Here is a 20,844-nt window from a genome sequence, read left to right as displayed (position 1 = left end):
CGGTCGCGGCGGTGCGCTATTGTTCTCTGGGAAGCGGAAGCCGCGGCAACGCCACGCTCGTCGAGTCGGGCCGAACCAGGCTGCTGGTCGATTGCGGATTCAGCTTGCGCACTACTGAACAGCGGCTGGCGGCCCTGGGGCTGAGTGCCAGGCAGCTGACAGCGATTCTGGTCACCCACGAGCATTCCGACCATGTGCAGGGCGTCGAACGGCTCGCGCGCCGCTACGGGCTGCCCGTATTCATGACCCCCGGCACCTTTCACGGCATGCGCAATGCGGACCTGGCGTTCCAGCCCATCGAGCTGGACCGTTGTTTCAGCATAGGCGAGATAGAGGTGACCCCGGTCGCCGTGCCGCATGACGCGCGCGAGCCGTGTCAGTTCATATTCGATGATGGTGACTGTCGGCTGGGCGTGTTGACCGATACGGGCACCATTACGCCGTGGATCATCCAGCGTTACAGGCAGTTGGACGCATTGTTCCTCGAGGCCAACTACGATCCGCATATGCTGGCAAACGGTCCGTACCCGCCGCGTCTGCAAGCGCGGGTTGGCGGGGCGCTCGGGCATTTGAGCAACCAGCAGGCAGCGGCCATGCTGGCCGCTGTCGATCGCAGCAAGCTACGTCACGTGACCATCGCCCACATCAGCGAGAAGAACAATCGTCCCGACCTGGCGCTTGGCGAGCTAGCTAGTACTTTGCAGGATTGGGACGGCCAGTTGTTACTGGCCGTGCAGGACCAGGGTCTGCCCTGGCAGGACATCAGCGCTTTACCTACTTACCATTTCGCGGACACCGGGAGCCGATGATGGAAAAACGCACAGAACTGTACCGTGGCAAGGCCAAGTCGGTGTATACCACCGACGACCCGGACCGCCTGATTCTGCTGTTTCGCAACGATACTTCCGCCTTCGACGGCAAGAAGATCGAGCAGCTCGACCGCAAGGGCATGGTGAACAACCGCTTCAATGCCTTCATCATGCAGAAGCTCGAGGCCGCTGGCGTCCCGACTCAGTTCGACACCTTGCTGTCGGACACCGAGTGTCTGGTCAGGAAGCTGGAGATGATCCCGGTCGAATGCGTGGTGCGCAATTACGCCGCGGGCAGCCTGGTGCGCCGACTGGGTATCGAGGAAGGGTGCACGCTGAATCCGCCGACGTTCGAGCTGTTCCTCAAGAATGACGCGATGGGCGACCCGTTCATCAATGATTCGCACGTAGTCACCTTCGGCTGGGCCACCGCCGAGCAGCTTGGCCGGATGCGCGAGCTGACCTTGCAGGTCAACCGCATACTGAACGAGTTGTTCGATCAGGCCGGGCTGTTGCTGGTGGACTTCAAGCTCGAGTTCGGCCTGTTCAAGGGAGAGATTGTGCTGGGCGACGAATTCAGCCCCGACGGCTGCCGTCTGTGGGATAAGGAAACCCGCAAGAAAATGGACAAGGACCGGTTCCGCCAGGGGCTCGGCGGGGTCATCGAAGCCTACGAAGAAGTCGCCCACCGGTTGGGGGTCGAGCTGCCTTAGCAGGGGGCCGGAACAGTCCTGAAACACTTTCGTCGCATCCTGCTTGCTGCTATGATGCGCGCCGACTTGGAGAGATGCCGGAGTGGTCGAACGGGACGGATTCGAAATCCGTTGAACAGGCAACTGTTCCCAGGGTTCGAATCCCTGTCTCTCCGCCAATAAACAAAAAAGCCCAGCGAATGCTGGGCTTTTTTGTGCGTCGACACAGTGTGAAACAGTACTTCCAAAGACGACTCCCCCTCAGCTCTCCGCCGATCCTTCCACCTCATGCGGCAAAATACCCCATATCCACTTTGATGAGCGCGATCTGCCCCTTACCGCTCGTTGAGGGTTAAATCTTCTTTCTGCCCCTACCGCAGCGCTGGACGCTCATCGGATGCCGGGAACTCAGGCATGCCTTCATCGTCAATTCTCCGCAGGGTGCGCCAGTGTGCCGCACTAAACCGCTGCGCAAGGCTGCGCTTGACGCTAGCTAGCGTGTGCTGAAAAGGACCTCGGGCCACGACTAGCCGTACACCGAGGTTCTCTGATGAGCTGGGCTGGTCCCTACCAATACGACATCGGCAAGTCGCGCGACGCCGAAGCCACACCTGCGGAAGTTGTCTTCGACCCGAAGGTGCCCACGCTGCTGTGCCTTTCACATTTGCGCTGGAGCTTTGTTTACCAGCGTCCTCAACATTTGATGACCCGCTTCGCTCGCGACTTCAACGTCCTGTTCCTGGAAGAGCCCATTGCCACCGAAGCTGACCAACCCTGGCTGGAAGTCAGACCTGCCGAGAACGACGTGCAGGTTCTGATCCCCCGCCTTCCAGACGGCTGTACCGGCGAAGCGGCAGAACGCGTGCAAAAAGGGTTGGTTGACGGTTATCTGGACCGCCTCGAAGTGAAGGACCTGCTGCTGTGGTTCTACACGCCAATGGCCTTGTCCTATGCCGAACATCTCAAGCCCCGGGTCGTCATCTACGATTGCATGGACGAATTGTCAGCGTTTCGCGGAGCGCCTCCCGAGCTGATCGAGCGCGAAAAGCAGTTGCTCGAGCGCGCCGACCTGGTGTTTACCGGGGGATACAGTCTGTGGGAAGCCAAGCGGGAGCTGCACGACAATGCGCACCCGTTTCCGAGCAGCGTAGATGTCGAGCATTTTGCCTCGGCACGTGATCGCCGCGCCGATCCTGAAGATCAAGCCGCCATCGGGCGTCCGCGCCTGGGCTTCTACGGCGTCATCGATGAGCGGTTCGATATCGAACTGGTCGGTTCGGTGGCGGAGCTGCGGCCGGATTGGCAATTCGTTTTGGTCGGTCCGGTGGTCAAGATCGATCCTGCCGACCTTCCGCGTCGCAACAACATTCATTACCTCGGCGCCAAGACGTACGACGAACTCCCGTCCTACCTTGGCGGCTGGGACGTGGCGATCATGCCTTTCGCGATGAACGAGTCGACCCGTTTCATCAGCCCGACCAAGACACCCGAATATCTCGCAGGCGGCTGCCCGGTGGTCTCCACCCCGATCCGCGATGTCGTCCGGACCTATGGCGACACCGGCATCGTGCGTATCGCCGATACCACCCAGGCATTCGTCGAGGCGGTGGAAGCCTCCCTCGACGATGCAGCTGACCGTGAACGCCTGCTTGAAACCGCTGACCAGATCCTGGGCGAGATGTCCTGGGACCATACCTGGACCCTGATGAAGGAGAAGATCTCATGCGCAATGTGACACGAAGCCCCAACTCTCACCGGACGCCCGGGAGCAGCGGAACGTCGGTGAGTGCATTGCAGGGCGAGGACTTGCGCAACCATCGGTTCGATTATCTGATCGTTGGCGCTGGGTTCGCTGGTAGTGTCCTGGCCGAACGTCTTGCTGCGGGGTCGAACAAGACTATCCTGGTGGTCGACCGTCGTCCGCATATCGGTGGCAACGCTTTTGATTACTACGACGATGCAGGCGTGCTCATTCACCGCTACGGCCCGCATATTTTCCACACCAATTCGCAGCGAATCGTTGATTACCTGTCGCGTTTCACTGATTGGCGGCCCTATGAACACCGTGTGCTGGCTCAGGTGGATGGCCAGCTTCTGCCTATCCCCATCAATCGTGACACCTTGAACAATCTGTACGGGCTGAACATGGCGACCGAGCAGGAGGCAGCCGATTTCCTGGCCAGCCGCGCCGAGCCCGTCGATGACATCCAGACCAGTGAAGATGTGGTGATCAACCAGATCGGCCGGGAGCTGTACGAGAAGTTCTTCCGGGGTTACACGCGCAAGCAGTGGGGGCTTGATCCTTCACAGCTCGACAAGATGGTCACAGCACGCGTTCCTACACGCACCAATACCGACGATCGATACTTCGGCGATACCTTCCAGCAGATGCCCAGGGAAGGCTATACCAAGATGTTCGAGCGGATGCTGGATCATCCCAATATCAAAGTGCTGACCGATACCGACTACCGCGAGATCCGCAACGAAGTGAACTTCGGCGAGTTGGTGTTCACCGGCCCGATCGACGAATATTTCGACTACCGCTTCGGGAAATTGCCCTATCGTTCGCTTCAGTTCAAGCACGAGAGCCTGGAGCAGGAGCATTTTCAACCGGTGGCAGTAGTGAACTATCCAGCCGAGGATGTGCCCTACACGCGTATCAGCGAATACAAGCATTTGACTGGTCAGGTACATTCCAGAACCAGCATCACCTACGAATATCCGTCTGCCGAGGGGGATCCCTATTACCCGATCCCACGGCCGGAAAACGCTGAACTATACAAGCGCTACCAGAAGCTCGCAGACGAGACGCCGGGCGTCACTTTTCTCGGTCGGCTCGGGACCTATAAGTACTACAACATGGATCAGGTCGTAGGCCAGGCGTTAGCGCTCTACAAGCGCATCGAGGGGGCTGCACACACGCAGGGCGAGCGGGCCGGGGCGGAAGAGGCTCGCCAGGTTGCGCGGCAGGCACAGTAACCGGGGGAGAGGGCATGTACACGCCGAATCTGTTCGACAGCTTCTTTTTGGGCGGCTTCGAGTGTTCGAATCATCGACGTAGCGATGGCCGGAGGCTCGATCTTCTGGCCGCTACCGGCCATGATCGCTGGGTCGCTCACGATTATGCGGCGCTGAAGCGGCACGGTGTGACCACGGTAAGGGATGGGTTGCGCTGGCATCTTATCGAGCGAGCACCCGGCCAGTACGACTGGTCGAGCTTTCTGCCGATGCTGCAGGCGGCAGAACAGCAGGGGATACAGGTTATCTGGGACCTCTGCCACTACGGCTGGCCGGATGACATCGATATCTGGCGACCGCAATTCGTCGAGCGTTTCGCCCGCTACGCTGCGGCAGCGGCTCAGGTGATTCGCGACAATACCGGTCGCGTCCCGTTTTTCGCCCCGCTCAACGAAATCTCCTTCTGGTCATGGGCAGGGGGCGACGAAGCCTATTTCAATCCCATGGCGCGCGGCCGCGGGTTCGAACTCAAGCATCAGCTTATTCGTGCCACCATCGCAGCTATAGATGCGATTCGTGCGGTCGAGCCGCGGGCACGTTTTGTCCAGGTAGAGCCAGCCATTCACGTCATTGCCAGCAACGATCGTCCGGGGCCGCGCAAGGCCGCCGAAGACTTTCGCCTCTCCCAATTCCAGGTCTGGGACATGCTCAAGGGCGACCTGTGGCCCGGGCTGGGTGGAGCGCCGGAGTACCTGGACATCATCGGTATCAATTATTACTCGGACAACCAGTGGTACCTCAACGGTGGCGTGATCGAACTGGGGCATGCCGATTATCGGCCGTTCAAAGGGATTCTCAGCGAGATTCAACACCGCTACGAACGGCCCATGCTGATTGCCGAAACCGGCGCCGAGGGCGATCAGCGTGGCGAGTGGCTGCGCTATGTCAGCGAGCAGGTCGGACTCGCCATGCAGCGTGGCGTGCCGGTCGAGGGCATCTGCCTGTATCCGATTGTGGACTACCCGGGCTGGGCAGACGAACGGCATTGTCCGGTGGGTTTGCTGGGATTCGCCGACGATAACGGCCACCGTCCGGTGCACAGCGGGCTGGCAGAAGAACTGCACTTGCAGCGAGTCCGCTTCGACCGCAGTGCATTCGAGCCGGAATCGGTCGATCTAGCCCAGTGAACGCGCCTGCTCCTGTTTCGCCAGAGCATGACGTGCCGCTGCCCAACCGGCCGATAGCCTTTCTCTGGCGTTACATCTGTCTGCGGCCCTGGCACTTCGGTGGGCTGCTGGCGCTTATCGTTGGCGCCGCGGCCTGCGCGGTAGCTGTGCAGTACGGTATGAAGCTATTGGTGGACGCAATGGCCGCCGATGATCGCCAACGCGCCGCAGTCTGGTTTCCACTGGGCCTGTTTCTCAGCCTGATCGTCATCGAGAACGTGCTGTGGCGGCTGGGCGGCTGGCTGGGATGTCGCACTGTCGTGGCGAGCGTCGTGGATATCCGCGTGGACCTGTTCAAGCATCTCACGGGTCACCCGATGCGCTACTTCACCGAGCATTTCGCCGGGTCGCTGGGCAACCGTATCTCTGCCCTCGGCGCCGCAGCCGGCGGCATCTACGGCGGGCTGGCCTGGAAAATCATGCCGCCAATCGTCGATTTCATTGGTGCGGTGGTGGTGCTGACCACGGTGCATTGGGCCATGTCGGGCGCACTGATCGTGTTCGTGGCGATAGTCGCGGTATTGATTACCGGCTTTGGGGTGCGCGGACGCCGAAAGCATCAGCGGTTCGCCGCGCAGGCGGCCCGTGTTGGCGGGGAACTGGTTGATGCCGTCTCGAACGTCTGGACAATTAAGGCGTTCGCCGCGCGAGACCGGGAAAGTCAGCGCCTTGCAGACGAAATCGGTTACGAAGCAAAGGCGCAGCGGCGCAGCTGGATGTATCTGGAAAAGGCACGAGTCATCCACGATATCTGCCTGTCGCTGATGGCGGGCGGGATGCTGATATGGGCCATCAATCTCTGGGTGGCCGGCACGGTCACGGCTGGGGACGTGGTACTGGTCAGTGCGCTGACCTTCCGCATCTTGCACGGATCCCGGGATCTGGCGCTCGCTCTGGTCGACGCCACCCAGCAGATCGGGGCCATGGACGATACGCTTCGCATCATCGTTCAACCGCATGGCCTGGCTGACCCAAAGAACCATCTTGCTTTGGCTCAGGGCGACATCACCTTCGAACATGTCGGCTTCGGCTATCCTTCGCGCGAAAAGGTGTTCGATGATTTCAATTTGCATATTCCGGCCGGGCAGAAGGTGGGCATCGTCGGCGCCTCCGGGGCGGGCAAATCCACGTTGATCAGTCTGATACAACGACTGGACGACGTTCAGGAAGGGGCCATCCGAATCGATGGGCAGGACATTCGCACCGTCAGCCAGGATAGCTTGCGCGACAAGATCGCCGTGGTGCCGCAGGAAACGGCCCTGTTCAACCGCACCATTCGTGAAAACATTCGCTACGGCCGTCCCGGCGCCTCGGACGAGGAGGTGTTTCAGGCTGCACGCCATGCATTTTGCGACACCTTCATCCGGGACCTGCCCAAGGGCTATGACACCCTGGTCGGCGAGCGCGGGGTCATGTTGTCGGGCGGACAGCGACAGCGGCTGGGCATTGCCAGAGCGTTTCTCAAGGACGCGCCGATCCTGATCCTCGACGAGGCGACTTCTGCGCTGGATACCCAGTCAGAGGCAGAGATCCAGGTCGCGCTCAACGACCTGGTGCAGAACCGTACAGTCGTTGCGGTCGCACACAGGCTGTCGACTCTTTCCTCGTTCGATCGCATTTTGGTGTTGCGCCAGGGCTGCCTGATCGAGGACGGATCACCCCAGGAGCTGCGCGAGCGGGGCGGGGAGTTCAATGCACTCTGGCGCATGCAGTCCGAAGGCTTCGGTGGCCTGCAATCGAGTCCATGAGCGTGGTGCATCACGTCGAGCTGGATTCCGAAAGCATCGAATCGCTGGACTATGATCCTGATGACTGCGTGCTGGAAGTGCGGTTTCGTGGCGACGGTCGCTATCGCTATTTCGACGTCCCGGCGGAGGTGGTCATCGAACTGCTCGAGGCTGAATCAGCCGGCGCCTGGTTCAATCAACAGTTCAAGGCGTTCGGTTTCGATTATCAACGAGTCGACTAACAGCGTCTCCGGTCGGTTCCGCTCTCATCAAATGTTCACATAGCTGTTTTCTTTCTGTCATCGGCGATTCCCAAGATGTGCTGGTCCGTAAAAAACACCAGAGGAAAGTCCGGATGTCCGTTGATAACAGCAAAGACCTGATGATGATCGACAATGGGGAAGGGGATGAGCCGCTGAGTCAGCGTCAGCTGAACCCGATTTTCGCCAGCGTACTCGAAGCCCGTCTGGCGCGCCGCCAGGTGCTCAAGGGCAGCATGGGCGCCGCTATGCTGGGCTTCCTGGGCGTAGGCCTGGCTGGTTGCAAGAGCGACTCCGATTCTGATGAGCCAGTGACTGACCCAGGTACCGAACAGCCGCCCGTCGAGCAGCCACCGGCTGAACTGCTGGGTTTCAAGGCGGTGTCGGTCAGCTCGGCTGACCAGATCGTCGTGCCGGAAGGCTACAGCCACGCAGTCATCATTCCCTGGGGCACGCCCATTTCCGGCGCCTTGCCGGCGTTCAGCCTGGCCAGCACTGGTGAAGACCAGGCCGACCAGGTCGGCAATCATCATGACGGCATGCACTTCTACCCGATTGATGGCAGCTCCACAGACGGTTTGCTGGTGCTGAACCACGAGTACATCGAGCCGCGCTTCATGCATTTGTCGGCGGCGGGGCAATCGCTGGGTAGCGGTGGCGTTCCGGCTTTCGACGCTCAGGTCGGCCGCCCGGTTGATGAAGTCCTCAAGGAAATCAATGCACACGGCGTATCGATCGTTCGCATTGCCAAAGCGCAGGATGGCAGCTGGGAAGTCGTCCAGAGCCCGTTCAACCGTCGTATCACCGGTCTGACCCGGATGGAGCTTACCGGCCCGGTTCGCGGCAGCGACTTCGTCAAGACGCTGTACAGCCCGCAGGGTACTGCAACGCGCGGTACGCTCAACAACTGTGGCAGCGGCCCGACCCCATGGGGCACCTACATGGCCGCCGAGGAGAACTGGGCAGGCTATTTCCGCAATGGCGCTACCGAGACAAACCCCGCTCCACGCGAGCACGCCCGCTATGGCGTACCCAGCGCCAATGGCCGGTATGGCTGGGAGCTGGCTGCAGACGGCTCCGATCGTTTCGTGCGCTTCGATGCGAGCGAGAACGGCGCATCGGCTGAAACCGACTATCGCAACGAGCCGAACTGCTTCGGCTGGATGGTCGAGATCGATCCTTTCGATCCGGACAGCACGCCGAAGAAGCGTACCGCTCTGGGCCGTTTTGGCCATGAAGGTGTGGTGTTCGCCCCGGTGACCGAAGGCCAGCCGGTCGTGTGCTACTCAGGCGACGACTCGCGCTTCGAGTACATCTACAAGTTCGTCAGTGCCGGCACCTACAACGCTGCAACAGCCGACGGCTCGCTGCTCGACGAGGGCACGCTGTACGTCGCGCGCTTCAACGAAGATGGCACTGGTACCTGGTTGCCCCTGGTTTACGGTGAGAACGGGCTGCACGAGGACAATGGCTTCTACAGCCAGGCTGACGTGCTGGTCAACACCCGCACCGCTGCAGACTTCCTTGGCGCTACGCCGATGGACCGTCCGGAGTGGGGCGCGGTAGACCCGGCCAACGGTGACGTGTACTTCACTCTGACGAACAACTCGCGCCGTACCGAGGAGCAGGTTAACGCCGCCAACCCGCGCGCAGCGAACCTGCATGGTCACATCATCCGCTGGGCCGAACAGGACGCGAATCATGCAGCCACCTCGTTCGAATGGGACATCTTCCTCAAAGGCGGTGATAGCGGAGAGAGCGGTGTCGCGACCAACATCGGCTACGATCCGAAAGGCGATCGCCTTGATGCGGACAACGTCCTGAGCTCGCCGGATGGCCTGTGGATCGACCCAGACAGCCGCGTCTGGATTCAGATGGACAGCGGTGCCACCGATCCGTTTGGCAACTGCGCGATGCTGGTGGCCGATCCGAACACCGGAACCGTCAAGCGCTTCCTGGTCGGGCCGATCTCGAACGAGATTACCGGTATCACCATGACGCCTGACCAGCGCACCTTGTTCATCAACGTCCAGCATCCCGGCTCTGGCACGTCGGGGGCCGAGTTCGCGGCTGGCAACTACGTCAGCCGCTGGCCGGACTTTGATGACTCGTTGCCGCCCCGTTCGTCGACCGTGGTGATTTGGAAGGACGACGGTGGCGTGGTAGGTAGCTAAAAAAACTGGGCTCGTCCTTACCGGCGAGCCATCCCATTGCCGCCATGCCGTCAAGGTATGGCGGCCTTTTTCGAGGTGATGAACATGGGTATTGGCGGAGTTAGCATCGGTTCGTTGTTGATCGTGCTGGTGATCGTGATGTTGTTGTTTGGAACCAAACGGTTACGCAGCGTGGGTAGTGATCTGGGCGGGGCTCTCAGTGGTTTTCGCAAGGCAGTGAAGGACAGCGAGGAAGCGCGTCACGAGCTGACGCTAGATGTTACGGCGACAGAAGCCGGCCGGCGCTCGAGCGAGCACACTCACTCCTGAAGCAGGAGTCAGGTCATGTTCGAGAATGGGCTGGGCGAGTGGGTACTCGTCGTGATGATGATGCTGTTTGTGCTCGGGCCGAAGAAGCTGATCGTGGTGATGGGTTTTGTCGGGGCCGTGGTGGGGCGGGCACGCAATACGTTCGCCAGTGTCAGGGCGGAAATCGAGAAAGATCTGCCTCTGGAGGAGGCGCGCGAGCTCGGTGACAAAATCGTCGAGCTGCGTCCGAGCAATGTAAAACGGCGCCTGGAGGGCGCCGTGACAGGGAAGCAAAGCGAGACCGGGACTTGAACCGGTCTCGCCTGCAGTGGTTTACGGCGTCGCAATGCTACAAGCAGGCATGAAAGCGCGCATCGTCGTCTGTGGAACACCGTCGATGGTGTACTCGCAGCCGAAGTCTGGATCCGCCATGGCAGCTGGATCGAGCAGATCGTCCCCAGCGGGCTTGGTACCATTCTGTTCCCACTGGATCATCGCATCGAAGGTTTGAGTCCACTCGGCAAGCGAGAAGTCACAATGGCCTGGCGCGCGTACGGCACGTTGTACCAGATTGTCACCGAAGCCATTGCTCTCCATGCGCTCACGGTAGACTTGCTGCATGCGGATCGGAACGAACAGATCGCCCAGTGTGTGAGCAGTAACAACCGGGATATCCGCATAGAGCTCGCCGTTCACTTTCGGTATCCAGCGCAGGCCATCGTCACGTAGCGCATTCGCACCTGGGGTGGGTTGCGCCTGGACGATCGAGTTATTGAAGGCCTGTTCTGCGGGGGTCAAGGGTTGGCCCCGGACCGTCTGGAAGCGGTAGGTGATGTTGGTGGTATCGGCTACGCTTTCGTTCAGAATGCCGGTAATGGTGCCATCCGACCCGGCGAACCCTTGCAGCAGATCCTGGAAGCTGCCAAAGGACAGCGGATAGATCGGCCGCGGTCCGCCACTGAGGTTTTGCAGGATCGCGTAGAACTGCCCACCCAAAGGCGTCAGTCCGTTAGCATTCTTGTTGTTCTCATAATCTACCCACAGCGCTTCGCGAGCTGCCTCGAGCCGGGCTTCGGAATCTTCAACAGGGAACGAATCGGCTCCAACGCCGGCAACTTCGAACAGTGACAGGCTATAGGCTGTGAAGTAGTCGAACAGCTCCGTATCGCCCATCACACCGCACATCGGGTTGGCGCCGGCATAGGGCACGAAGTTGTTGGCGGTCTGTTGGGTTTCAGCTTCGATTGCGGCACCGGCGACATGTCCGCCCATGGAGGCGCCGGCTATGTAATACTTGGTCGGTGCAGCGAGGCTGCGACCATTTTGAGTCGCGATGTCATTGAAGGCCAAGGCCAGAGCGTTGGTATCTTCGACACCAGCCCGAACATCGTAGTAGTTGGTGCTGTAAGTCGAGGCCGCCCAGGCGTAGCCATTATCGAGCAGGTATTTGCGCATCGGTGGGCTGTCGACAGTCAGGTCCGGACCTTCGCCGCGAAAGCCGTGCGCCCACATGACCAGTTGGCCGTTCCAGTTTTCCGGCACTTCCACACGGTAGCCGGCTCCGTCGAGGACGCCGGTCCAGCGACTGGTGTTGGCGTACGCAGGTACGTCGGGGGAAAGCGCGGTGAAGGCCAGTTGTTCCTCGTCGACGACGAAATAGCCAGTGTCGATACGCCGCTGCTGGTCGGTTCGGGTATCGACGTCGTTGCTGCTATCGCCGCCAAGACAGCCGGACAGCGCCACGGCGCTGATGGTCAAACCGAGCAGGGCGCTCTTCTTCAATGCATTCATTATTGTTCTCCGTGCGAAGCCGTTGTTGTTGTTGGCATACCCGCGGGCAAGGCTTCGCTGCGCTAGAGTAAAGACTCAATGATGAGACAATTCAACCCCTGATAAAGCCGAAAGATACAAGCGCTTTTACTCTGGATGGTGAGGCATAGTTCAGATCTATGGCTGTAACCCCGTATCCACCCAAACGGGTGATTGAGCGGGGCTCGTTCCGACGAGTAGCGTGCCTTTCCCCTACGCAGAGCCGGTTTAACCCGTTCAGGGGGTTGTCGGGGTATGGCAAATTCGTGACAATCACGTTCCGTTGCAGCCTGTTTCAGGCGTATAACAATAATTTTGCAAAGAAAGGTCAGTAGCCTTTGTCGCCTGACTCCGGCCTCGCTTGTTCGGGCTGGTTTGCCCTGGAGAGCGCATGCCTTTGGTTGCCCGTTTACCCCTAGATCCCGTTTTGCGCGTCATCACGCTCGTACTGATCGGCTTGGCCGCGGTCGTGCTCGGCCGTCTCGTATGGGTTCTGGTCGAGCCTGCGAGCTTGCTGCCGGCCAGCGATGTAGCAGCGATAGCTGTCCCCGAAGAGTCCACCGCTCGCGATGCGGGCGGTTTCCGTGAACTTGCTGCGCTGTCCGTCCTGGGTGAGGCACAAACTGCCGGGCCGGCGGTTGTCGATGCGCCGGAAACCAATTTACGCTGGGAACTCAAGGGCGTGTTCACCAATCCGGACCCTTCGCGTAGCGGGGCGATTCTGGCGCCCCAGGGGCAGGCGGAGAAACTCTACCGGGTTGGCGCCGCGCTTCCGGGTAATGTCCGGCTTGATCAGGTCCTGCAGGATCGGGTCATTCTGGCGCGCGACGGCAAGCTGGAAACGTTGCGGCTCAAGCGCGCCCAGGCTGAAGGGGGCTCGCGAAGCCGCCAGCGCCCCGCGGCCAGTCTCCCGCAAACCGACTCCAGTGCCAGTTTGGCAGCGGACGGCGGCCTGGCCCGTATCGATCGTGACGCCTGGATGCAGGACCCGGCCCGCTTCATGGAAGTCATCACAGCCAGTCCGGTCCTGCAGGATGGCCAGATGTACGGTCTTGAGGTGAATCCCGCGCGCAACGAACGCGAGTTCGAGGCCGCCGGGCTACAGCCGGGCGACGTGATCATCGCCGTCGAGGGGACGCCGGTATCCGAGATCAATGACTACCGCGATATTCTTCAGGAGTTGGGTAGTGCTAGCTCCGTGTCCGTCTCGCTTGAGCGAAACGGCGAACCGATGAACATAACGATAATGATGGACTAGGACACGATGCCGATCTTGTTTGCTAAACGCCGTCTCACCCTGTCAGTGGCATTGAGTCTGAGCTTGCTGAGCGCGTCTGCCATGGCTCAGTCGGGCAGTGGTCAGAGCGACGCTGCCCAACCATTGGTGGTTCCGGCTGGAGACCCCAACGAAGAACTGGTGCTGAACCTGCGCCAGGCTGACATCAATGGCCTGATCGAAATCGTCAGCGAGGAGACCGGAATAAATTTCATCGTCGACCCACGTGTACGGGGCGAGGTGAACGTGGTCTCCGGTCAGCCGATCCGACGCGGCGAACTATATGACCTGTTCCTGGCTGTTCTGAAGTCGTACGGCTTCGCGGCAGTCACCGGCAGCGGTGGCGTGGTGCGCATCGTCCCGGAGGTCCAGGCGAAGGAGAACGAAGTCCCGTCGCTGAGCGCCGAGACCCGGGGCGATGAAATGATCACCCATGTCATTCCGGTGCGGCACATCAGCGCCGGTCAGCTGGTGCGCATCCTGCGTCCGCTGGTCCCCAAGGGTGGTCACCTGGCCGCAGCGGCTGAATCCAACTCGCTGGTCATAGCCGACACGGCAGCGAACGTGCGGCGCATTCAGGGTCTGATCGAACGGATCGATCAGGAATCCATGGATGGTGTGGAAATCGTTCCGCTCGAGCATGCTTCGGCGCTGGAAGTCGTACGTATCGCCCAGGGACTGGAAAGCGGTAGCGAAACTGAAGACTTCACCAAGCGCGCCAAGGTGATTGCGGACGAGCGCACCAACAGCGTCATTCTCCGCGGTGACCCGGAAAGCCGGGCGACGCTGCGCAAGATGATCCAGCGTATGGATGTACCCGGTCAGGGTGGGGACACTCAGGTCCATTACCTCCGCTATGCCAAGGCTGAACAGGTAGCCGAAGTGTTGCGCGGTATCGCCGAAGGGCGTAACCGTCAGGGCGAAACGGCGACGACCGGCGACCCGAACGCGGGTATGTCCAGCATGGGCGGCGCTTCCGAATCGCAGGTACGTATCCAGCACCACGAAAGTACCAACTCGGTGGTTGTCCATGGTCCGGCGGAGCTGTCGCGGGAAATGGCTTCGATCATTCGCCAGCTCGACATCCGCCGTGCACAGGTTCTGGTCGAGGCGGTCATTGCGGAAGTCTCGTACGACCGCGCCAAGGAGCTCGGCGTGCAGTGGGGTGTGGGTAATGAAAGCGGCGGGGTAGGCGTCATCAATTTCAACCGCAACGGGCGCGGACTGGTCAATCTGGCCGGTGCAGTGCGGGGCTATCTCGACGGCGATATCACCACCCCCCCATCGTTTCCGGACGGAGGCAGCTTTGGCGGTATCGCCAGCATCGGCAGCACGCAGATTGCCTTGCTGGTCAATGCCCTGCAGGGCGACAGTTCAAGCAACATTCTGTCCACACCCAGCTTGCTGACGCTGGATAACGAAGAGGCCGAAATTGTCGTTGGTCAGAACGTACCGTTCATCGTTGGCCGCTCGGTGGAAAATTCAGGCCAGGCGTTCGACACCATTCAGCGTGAGGACGTGGGTATTAAGCTGCGTATCCGCCCGCAGATAAACGAAGGCAACGCGGTGCGGCTGGAGATTTCCCAGGAGGTGTCGCAAATCGCCCCTGGAGCCAGTGGGGCAGCGGACATCATCACCAACAAGCGCAGCCTCAATACGCATGTCATGGTTGATGATAATGAACTCATCGTTCTGGGCGGTTTGATTGACGATCAGATGGTCGAGACCCGCGACAAGGTGCCTGGGCTCGGTGATATTCCCGGGCTCGGTCGGCTGTTTCGCTATGACACGGCTGAGTTGCAAAAGCGTAACCTGATGGTGTTCCTGCGGCCGGTCATCGTCCGCGATACGGCGGTATCGGAAAGCCTGACTCACTCAAAGTATTCCTATATACGTGACCAGCAGGTCCGCGAACGCCAGCGCGACGACCGTCTGCTGCCGAGCAACACCATGCCGGTCCTGCCGGACTGGAACTACCTGTTGTCGCTGCCTGCACCGTTCGAAAATGCCATGCAGGGCATGGTTCCGGTGGAACCGTCGATTCCGGTGCCGCCGACAGTCAACTGAGGTTTTGGAATGAGCGAAAGCGAGATCAGCGCCATCATCCCGGAGGCCGGCCCGCAGGCGGACACCGGCTACCGTTTCGCACGGCGCTTCGGTCTGTTGCCAGGCGACCTGCACGGCGGTGAGCTGGATGTGTATGTTCGCGCTGATTGCGACTCGCAGGCCCTGCTCGAGCTGCGCCGTCTTGCCGGGCATCCGCTGCGGCCGATGCTGCTGGACGACGATGCTTTTGCCGCGCGCCTGCGTGACCGTTACGAGCGCTCCGCCAACGATGCCATGCAATTTGTCGAAGGCCTGGGGGACGACGCCGATCTCATGTCGGTTGCGCAGTCGCTTGCCGAGCCCGAAGATCTGCTCGAATCGCAGGACGAAGCTCCGATCATTCGTCTGATCAACGCGTTGCTGTCCGAAGCGGTGAAGGAAAACGCCTCGGATATCCATATCGAGCCGTTCGAGAATCGACTATCGATCCGTCTGCGCGTCGACGGCGTGTTGCGCGAGGTACTCGAACCGCCGCGGGCGCTGGCGCCGGTGATCGTCTCGCGCATCAAGGTCATGGCCAAGCTGGACATCGCCGAGAAGCGTCTGCCGCAGGACGGCCGGATTGGTCTGCGCCTGGTAGGGCGAGCTGTCGACGTTCGTGTTTCGACACTGCCGTCCGGTCACGGAGAGCGGGTAGTGCTACGTCTGCTCGACAAGCAGGCCGGCCGCCTCGAGTTGCGACAGCTGGGTATGTGCCAGGAGCACTACGATGCCATGGAGCGGGTGATCAGTCGCCCGCACGGCATTGTGCTGGTGACCGGTCCGACCGGCTCGGGCAAGACCACTACGCTCTACTCGGCGTTGATGCGCCTGAACGATCGTACGCGCAATATCCTCACCGTTGAGGATCCCATCGAGTACTACCTGGACGGGATAGGCCAGACGCAGATCAATTCCCGGGTCGATATGACGTTCGCCCGGGGCCTCCGGGCGATCCTGCGCCAGGATCCCGACGTGGTGATGGTCGGTGAGATTCGTGACGTCGAGACGGTGCAGATCGCCATTCAGGCGAGTTTGACCGGCCACCTGGTGTTCTCGACCCTGCATACCAATACCGCCGTGGGGGCGATTACCCGTCTGCGCGACATGGGTATCGAGCCGTTCCTGCTGTCCTCCACGCTCAACGGCGTGCTTGCACAGCGCCTGGTCCGAACATTGTGCGCCAGCTGCCGCAAGCCGCACCCGGCTACGGCCAGCGAATGCCGCTTGATGGGAGTTGATCCCCAAGAGGCCCCGACTCTATACAGCGCCGGAGCCTGCGCGTTGTGCAATGGCACCGGCTACAAGGGGCGTACCGGTATCTATGAGCTGATCGAAATCGACGAAACCCTGCGTGGACTGATTCACGACGGGGCGAGCGAGCAAGCCATGGTTCGTCACGCCCGGCTGGCGCAGCTGGGGATACGTCAGGACGGCCTGCGTCGGGTTCTTGCCGGCGATACCACGCTCGAAGAAGTCCTCCGCGTTACCCGGGAGGACTGAGCATGCCGGCGTTCGAATATGTTGCGCTGGACCAGGCGGGGCGCACCAAGAAAGGTGTCGAGGAAGGTGATTCGTCCCGCCAGGTAAGGGGCCGTCTGCGCGAGCAAGGTCTGATGCCCATGTCGGTCAATCAGATCGCGGAGCGACAGTCGACGTTGCGCATGCCGGTCATGCAGCGACGGATCAAGCCGCTAGAGCTGGCGTTGGCAACGCGGCAAATGGCAACGCTGGCACGGGCCGGAATGCCCATCGAAGAGGTATTGGGTACGGTGGCGCGCCAGAGCGAGTCGCAGAAAGTGCGCTCCACGCTGTCAGCGGTGCGAACTCGCGTCATGGAAGGTCTGCCTCTGGCGCATGCGCTAGGCGAGTTTCCATCGGTGTTTCCTGCCATCTACCGCACCACGATCGCCGCTGGCGAACAGGCCGGCCGTCTGGATGTGGTACTCGAGCGTCTGGCCGATAACGTCGAAGCGCAGAATGCCATGCGCCAGAAGATCATGCTCGCCATGTTCTATCCCGCGATTCTCACTGCGGTCGCGATTCTGGTGACGGTCGCGCTTCTGACCTATGTGGTGCCGGAGGTGGTGCAGGTTTTCGCCGGCATGAATCAGGAGCTGCCTTGGCTGACGCGCGCCCTGATCGCTACCAGCGACACGCTCCGGGACTGGGGCCTGCTCATGCTCGTAGCGCTTGTAGTCGGCGTGGTAGTCGCCAAGCAGCTTCTAAAGCGGCCCGGGCCGCGCCGCGCCTGGGACAGATGGCTGCTTCGTTTGCCGCTGATCGGCCGCTTGACCCGCGGTCTCAATACGGCGCGATTCGCGCGTACTTTGAATATTCTCGCCGGAAGCGGAGTACCCTTGCTCGACGCGCTCAACATGAGTGCCAGCGTGGTTTCCAACGTGCCGATGCGCGAAGCGGTGGGCGACGCGGCAAAGCGCGTTCGTGAAGGGGCTGGCGTCGGTCACTCGCTGGAGCGCAGCGGTTACTTTCCGCCGATGACCTTGAGTCTCATCAAGAGCGGTGAGAGCAGCGGTACGCTCGACAAGATGCTCGAGCGCGCTGCGGAAACGCAGGAGCGCGAACTGGAGGCGCGGATCGCTATCGTCATGGGTGTATTCGAACCTCTGCTTATCCTGGCAATGGGCGGCGTAGTGCTGATCATCGTGCTCGCCATCCTGTTGCCGATCTTCGAACTCAACACACTGGTTAACTGAACAATGGCAAAGACATTTACTCGCTCCGCCGCGTTGCAGCGCGGTTTCACACTGATCGAAGTCATGGTCGTCGTGGTCATCCTGGGCATCCTCGCAGCGGTAGTCGTCCCGCGAGTCATGGACCGGCCAGACCAGGCACGCACGACCAAGGCGCAGAATGACATCCGCGCGCTGGAGAGCGCACTGAACCTGTACCGCCTGGACAACTTCAACTACCCCAGCACGGAGCAGGGTCTGGGCGCGCTGGTCACCCGGCCGACCGGTACGGATGCTCCGCGCAACTGGCGCTCCGGCGGTTACATCGACCGTCTCCAGCAAGATCCCTGGGGTAACGATTATCAATATCTGCGGCCCGGACGCGATGGTCGCGAATTCGACCTGTATAGCCTGGGTGCTGACGGCCGTCCGGGCGGCGAGGGTTCGAACACCGATATCGGCAACTGGAACATCGAGCGCTCCGCGGACCAGCAGTAATGAACAGAGCCCAACCCTACCAGTGTGGCCGCTCAGGAGGGTTCACCCTCATGGAGCTGCTCGTCGTGCTGGTATTGGTGGGCATCGTTGCGAGTCTGGCGACCCTGGCGGTCGGCGACGGGGCAGAACGACAGGTTCGCAGCGAGGCTGATAGGTTGGCAGGCGTCCTCAGGCTGGCGAGGGACGAGACCATGATCACCGGCCAGGCCGAGCGCGCGCTCGGCTTGCGGCGTGATGGATACAGCTTCCTCGAACTGGTATTGCTTGATGATGCGACTCGCGAATGGCGACCGGTGACCGACACGCAGCTCGGCCCGCATCCCATCGATCAGCAGATTGTCGAGCTCGATCTGGTAGTGGAGGAAAAGCGCCTTGCGCTGCCGCAGACCAGTGGCTGGGAGCCGCACATAAGACTGAGCAACACCGGCGAAATGACGCCCGCCGTGATTACGCTGCGCAAGCCTGGCAGCACAATCGAACGGCACATCGAGGTGGGTGCGGATGGCCGGGTAGAGGTGCTGGATGCGCAGCCGGAAGACTGATCGCGGGTTTACCCTCCTCGAAGTGCTGGTAGCCCTGACGGTACTCGGGGTGGCACTAGCTGCGCTGGTCAAGACCGGTTCCGAGCACGCCCGGAACACGGGTTATCTGCAGGAGCGCACGCTGGCGCACTGGGCCGGGCAGAATGTGCTCGCTGAATACGAAGCCGGTATGCGGGCGGTTGCAGACGGCAACCATACCGGAGAGGTGATAATGGGCCCGTATCGCTACGGCTATGAGGCGAACGTGAGCGACTTTACCGCCACCGCGCCCTTCCCGCTGCCGCCGGTCAAGCGTATCGATGTCCGGGTCTGGATGGCTGAACGTGGCGAAGAGCACCAGCGAGCCAACGTCACCGGATTTGTCTTGCCATGATTCACCGCTCACGCCGGACGCGCGGTTTCACACTGCTGGAAATGCTGGTCGCCATGGCCGTGTTCGCAATCATGAGCATGGTCGCGTATCAAGGGCTGCGCGCGGTGTTGGACGCAGATGCGGTCACGCGCGAACAGGCTCAGCGTCTCGCGGATCTGCAGGTGACCTTGAGCGTCCTGGAGCGCGATCTCGCCCAGGTCATTGATGTCGCGGTTCGCGATGAGTATGGCGATAGCCTGCCGCCGCTGCGTCTGCGTGCGGGTGGCGATACGGAATTGCTGGAGCTGGTGCGGGCCGGCGCTGGCGGCGACCAGCGTATCCGCCGTACCGCCTGGAGGATCACCGAGCGGGGCCTGGAGCGCGAAATGTGGCCGGGCATCGATATCGTCGACACCGAGGCGATGCGGGTGCGACCCTTCGCCGAGCTGGTCGGTACGGAACAGGTGCTTGGGCTCGATAGCGGATTCTTCTTCATCATTCGCACCGAGGAAGGCCTGCAGCGAGTCGAATCCTGGCCGCCAGCGGACGCGGATGGTGAGGGCGCCTCTTTGCCGCTTGCGGTCGAGTTGGTGCTCGATTTACCGGGTGTAGGTCCGGTACGCCGGCTGATGGCGGTGGGACTGTGAAGCCGACCAGACAGCGGGGTATCGCTCTGGTCACGGCGCTGCTCGTGGTAGCGCTGGCGACGGTTGCAGCGGTGGCCATGGCCCTGCGTGGTCAGGCCGACATTCGCCGCACCAGCGCGGTGTTCGAGCGAGACATGTCCAGGCACATCGCGGCTGGTGCCGAGGCCATGGTATTACAGGTTCTCGAACAGGCTGGCGGGCCCGATGATCTGCCCTGGGACACATGTCTGTCACCGGTGCTCCCGTTCGAAGTGGACGGCATCCGCTTGCAGGCGACGCTGGACAATATGCAGTGTCGCTACAACGTCAATGCGCTGGCTGGCGCAGACGAGGTCGAGCAAGGGTACTTCGCCAGCCTGGTCGACAGGGCCTCTCAGGAATCGGGGGTCAGCATGCCGTCCGGTGCGCAGTTGGCTGTGGCGGTGACCGACTGGATGAATCCGGAAACGGACGATCCGGTTTATCGACTGGCTGACCCACCGAAAGTATCCGGAAACCGGCCGATGATCACGGCGTCGGAGCTGGTGAGCGTCAGCGGTATGACCGGCGAAGCCTGGCAGGCCCTCTCGCCCTACGTGACGGCTTACCCCGGTGCTGCCAGCGCTATCGATCTGGAACGAAGCAGCGACGTCATCAAGGAAGTATTCGCGGAGCGACCGGCACCGCAGGAAGCGCCCTGGTACATGCGCCTGCAGATAGTCGCCGAGTTTGGCGAACGACGTTATTACCAGTGCACCCTGCTTGACGCACCCAACGGAAAAGTGGTGCTTCGAGAACAAACGGCCTGTGAGCCCTGACAACGGATCGG

20 protein-coding genes and 1 tRNA gene are annotated in these 20,844 nt (G+C 61.1%); 20 read left to right on the top strand and 1 reads right to left on the bottom strand.

The window, feature by feature from the left end:
- Window positions 1–11 precede the first annotated feature (11 nt).
- From BLT85_RS10045 to BLT85_RS09995, 11 genes are all read left to right on the top strand, one after another.
- Window positions 12–809 carry an MBL fold metallo-hydrolase gene (locus tag BLT85_RS10045; protein WP_093394051.1) on the top strand — a complete coding sequence of 266 codons (798 nt, stop codon included), beginning with the start codon at window positions 12–14 and terminating at the stop codon, window positions 807–809.
- Complete coding sequence (gene purC, locus BLT85_RS10040) at window positions 809–1,522, top strand: phosphoribosylaminoimidazolesuccinocarboxamide synthase (RefSeq protein WP_093394048.1); 714 nt, start codon at window positions 809–811, stop codon at window positions 1,520–1,522. Before BLT85_RS10045 ends, purC begins: the two co-directional genes overlap by 1 nt.
- A 68-nt stretch (window positions 1,523–1,590) precedes the next feature.
- A tRNA-Ser gene (locus BLT85_RS10035) sits at window positions 1,591–1,680 on the top strand.
- Window positions 1,681–2,051: 371 nt separating this feature from the next.
- A complete protein-coding gene (locus BLT85_RS10030; protein WP_093394046.1) occupies window positions 2,052–3,236 on the top strand; it encodes a glycosyltransferase family 1 protein in 1,185 nt (394 codons plus the stop codon).
- Window positions 3,224–4,480: a UDP-galactopyranose mutase gene (gene glf / locus BLT85_RS10025; protein ID WP_093394043.1), complete on the top strand. Its 1,257-nt coding sequence runs from the start codon at window positions 3,224–3,226 to the stop codon at window positions 4,478–4,480. Before BLT85_RS10030 ends, glf begins: the two co-directional genes overlap by 13 nt.
- Window positions 4,481–4,494: 14 nt before the next feature.
- Window positions 4,495–5,646 (top strand): glycoside hydrolase family 1 protein, encoded by a 1,152-nt coding sequence (locus BLT85_RS10020; RefSeq protein ID WP_093394040.1) that lies wholly within the window; start codon window positions 4,495–4,497, stop codon window positions 5,644–5,646.
- Window positions 5,643–7,433 (top strand): ABC transporter ATP-binding protein, encoded by a 1,791-nt coding sequence (locus tag BLT85_RS10015; protein WP_093394037.1) that lies wholly within the window; start codon window positions 5,643–5,645, stop codon window positions 7,431–7,433. Before BLT85_RS10020 ends, BLT85_RS10015 begins: the two co-directional genes overlap by 4 nt.
- The gene (locus tag BLT85_RS10010) at window positions 7,430–7,654 is read left to right on the top strand and encodes a KTSC domain-containing protein (protein ID WP_231701460.1); all 225 of its coding nucleotides are present in this window, start codon (window positions 7,430–7,432) and stop codon (window positions 7,652–7,654) included. Before BLT85_RS10015 ends, BLT85_RS10010 begins: the two co-directional genes overlap by 4 nt.
- A 113-nt stretch (window positions 7,655–7,767) precedes the next feature.
- Complete coding sequence (locus BLT85_RS10005; protein WP_093394034.1) at window positions 7,768–9,846, top strand: PhoX family protein; 2,079 nt, start codon at window positions 7,768–7,770, stop codon at window positions 9,844–9,846.
- An 84-nt stretch (window positions 9,847–9,930) separates the two neighbouring features.
- Window positions 9,931–10,155, top strand: coding sequence for a twin-arginine translocase TatA/TatE family subunit (gene tatA, locus BLT85_RS10000; protein WP_093397617.1), 225 nt, complete (start codon window positions 9,931–9,933; stop codon window positions 10,153–10,155).
- Between the two features lie 15 nt (window positions 10,156–10,170).
- Window positions 10,171–10,446 (top strand): hypothetical protein, encoded by a 276-nt coding sequence (locus BLT85_RS09995; RefSeq protein WP_093394028.1) that lies wholly within the window; start codon window positions 10,171–10,173, stop codon window positions 10,444–10,446.
- A 21-nt stretch (window positions 10,447–10,467) separates the two neighbouring features.
- Here BLT85_RS09995 and BLT85_RS09990 read toward each other — a convergent pair whose 3' ends face one another.
- Entirely contained in the window at window positions 10,468–11,925 is a 1,458-nt protein-coding gene (locus BLT85_RS09990) for an alpha/beta hydrolase family protein (protein WP_093394026.1), read from the bottom strand.
- Window positions 11,926–12,334: 409 nt separating this feature from the next.
- On the opposite strand from BLT85_RS09990, the gene gspC reads away from it, so the two are divergent.
- The 9 genes from gspC to BLT85_RS09945 are packed head-to-tail and all read left to right on the top strand — an operon-like array spanning window position 12,335 to window position 20,833.
- Window positions 12,335–13,201, top strand: coding sequence for a type II secretion system protein GspC (gspC, locus tag BLT85_RS09985; protein WP_093394024.1), 867 nt, complete (start codon window positions 12,335–12,337; stop codon window positions 13,199–13,201).
- A gap of 15 nt (window positions 13,202–13,216) precedes the next feature.
- A complete protein-coding gene (gene gspD, locus BLT85_RS09980; RefSeq protein WP_197673843.1) occupies window positions 13,217–15,286 on the top strand; it encodes a type II secretion system secretin GspD in 2,070 nt (689 codons plus the stop codon).
- A 9-nt stretch (window positions 15,287–15,295) separates the two neighbouring features.
- Window positions 15,296–16,807, top strand: a complete 1,512-nt coding sequence (gene gspE, locus BLT85_RS09975; protein ID WP_093394021.1) for a type II secretion system ATPase GspE — start codon at window positions 15,296–15,298, stop codon at window positions 16,805–16,807.
- A gap of 2 nt (window positions 16,808–16,809) precedes the next feature.
- On the top strand, window positions 16,810–18,021 hold the full coding sequence (gene gspF, locus BLT85_RS09970) for a type II secretion system inner membrane protein GspF (protein ID WP_093394019.1): 1,212 nt from the start codon (window positions 16,810–16,812) through the stop codon (window positions 18,019–18,021).
- Between the two features lie 3 nt (window positions 18,022–18,024).
- Window positions 18,025–18,495 carry a type II secretion system major pseudopilin GspG gene (gene gspG / locus BLT85_RS09965; RefSeq protein ID WP_093394017.1) on the top strand — a complete coding sequence of 157 codons (471 nt, stop codon included), beginning with the start codon at window positions 18,025–18,027 and terminating at the stop codon, window positions 18,493–18,495.
- 50 nt (window positions 18,496–18,545) lie between these two features.
- A complete protein-coding gene (locus BLT85_RS09960; protein ID WP_157718165.1) occupies window positions 18,546–19,037 on the top strand; it encodes a GspH/FimT family protein in 492 nt (163 codons plus the stop codon).
- Complete coding sequence (gene gspI / locus BLT85_RS09955) at window positions 19,018–19,410, top strand: type II secretion system minor pseudopilin GspI (RefSeq protein WP_093394012.1); 393 nt, start codon at window positions 19,018–19,020, stop codon at window positions 19,408–19,410. The genes BLT85_RS09960 and gspI overlap by 20 nt, the downstream gene beginning before the upstream one ends.
- Window positions 19,407–20,036 carry a type II secretion system minor pseudopilin GspJ gene (gene gspJ / locus BLT85_RS09950; protein WP_093394009.1) on the top strand — a complete coding sequence of 210 codons (630 nt, stop codon included), beginning with the start codon at window positions 19,407–19,409 and terminating at the stop codon, window positions 20,034–20,036. The genes gspI and gspJ overlap by 4 nt, the downstream gene beginning before the upstream one ends.
- A complete protein-coding gene (locus BLT85_RS09945; protein WP_093394007.1) occupies window positions 20,033–20,833 on the top strand; it encodes a type II secretion system protein GspK in 801 nt (266 codons plus the stop codon). The genes gspJ and BLT85_RS09945 overlap by 4 nt, the downstream gene beginning before the upstream one ends.
- Window positions 20,834–20,844: the final 11 nt, after the last annotated feature.

The sequence above is a fragment of the Halopseudomonas xinjiangensis genome (assembly GCF_900104945.1).
Taxonomy (GTDB): Bacteria; Pseudomonadota; Gammaproteobacteria; order Pseudomonadales; family Pseudomonadaceae; genus Halopseudomonas; species Halopseudomonas xinjiangensis.
This window is presented reverse-complemented; position numbering and strand designations above follow the sequence as displayed.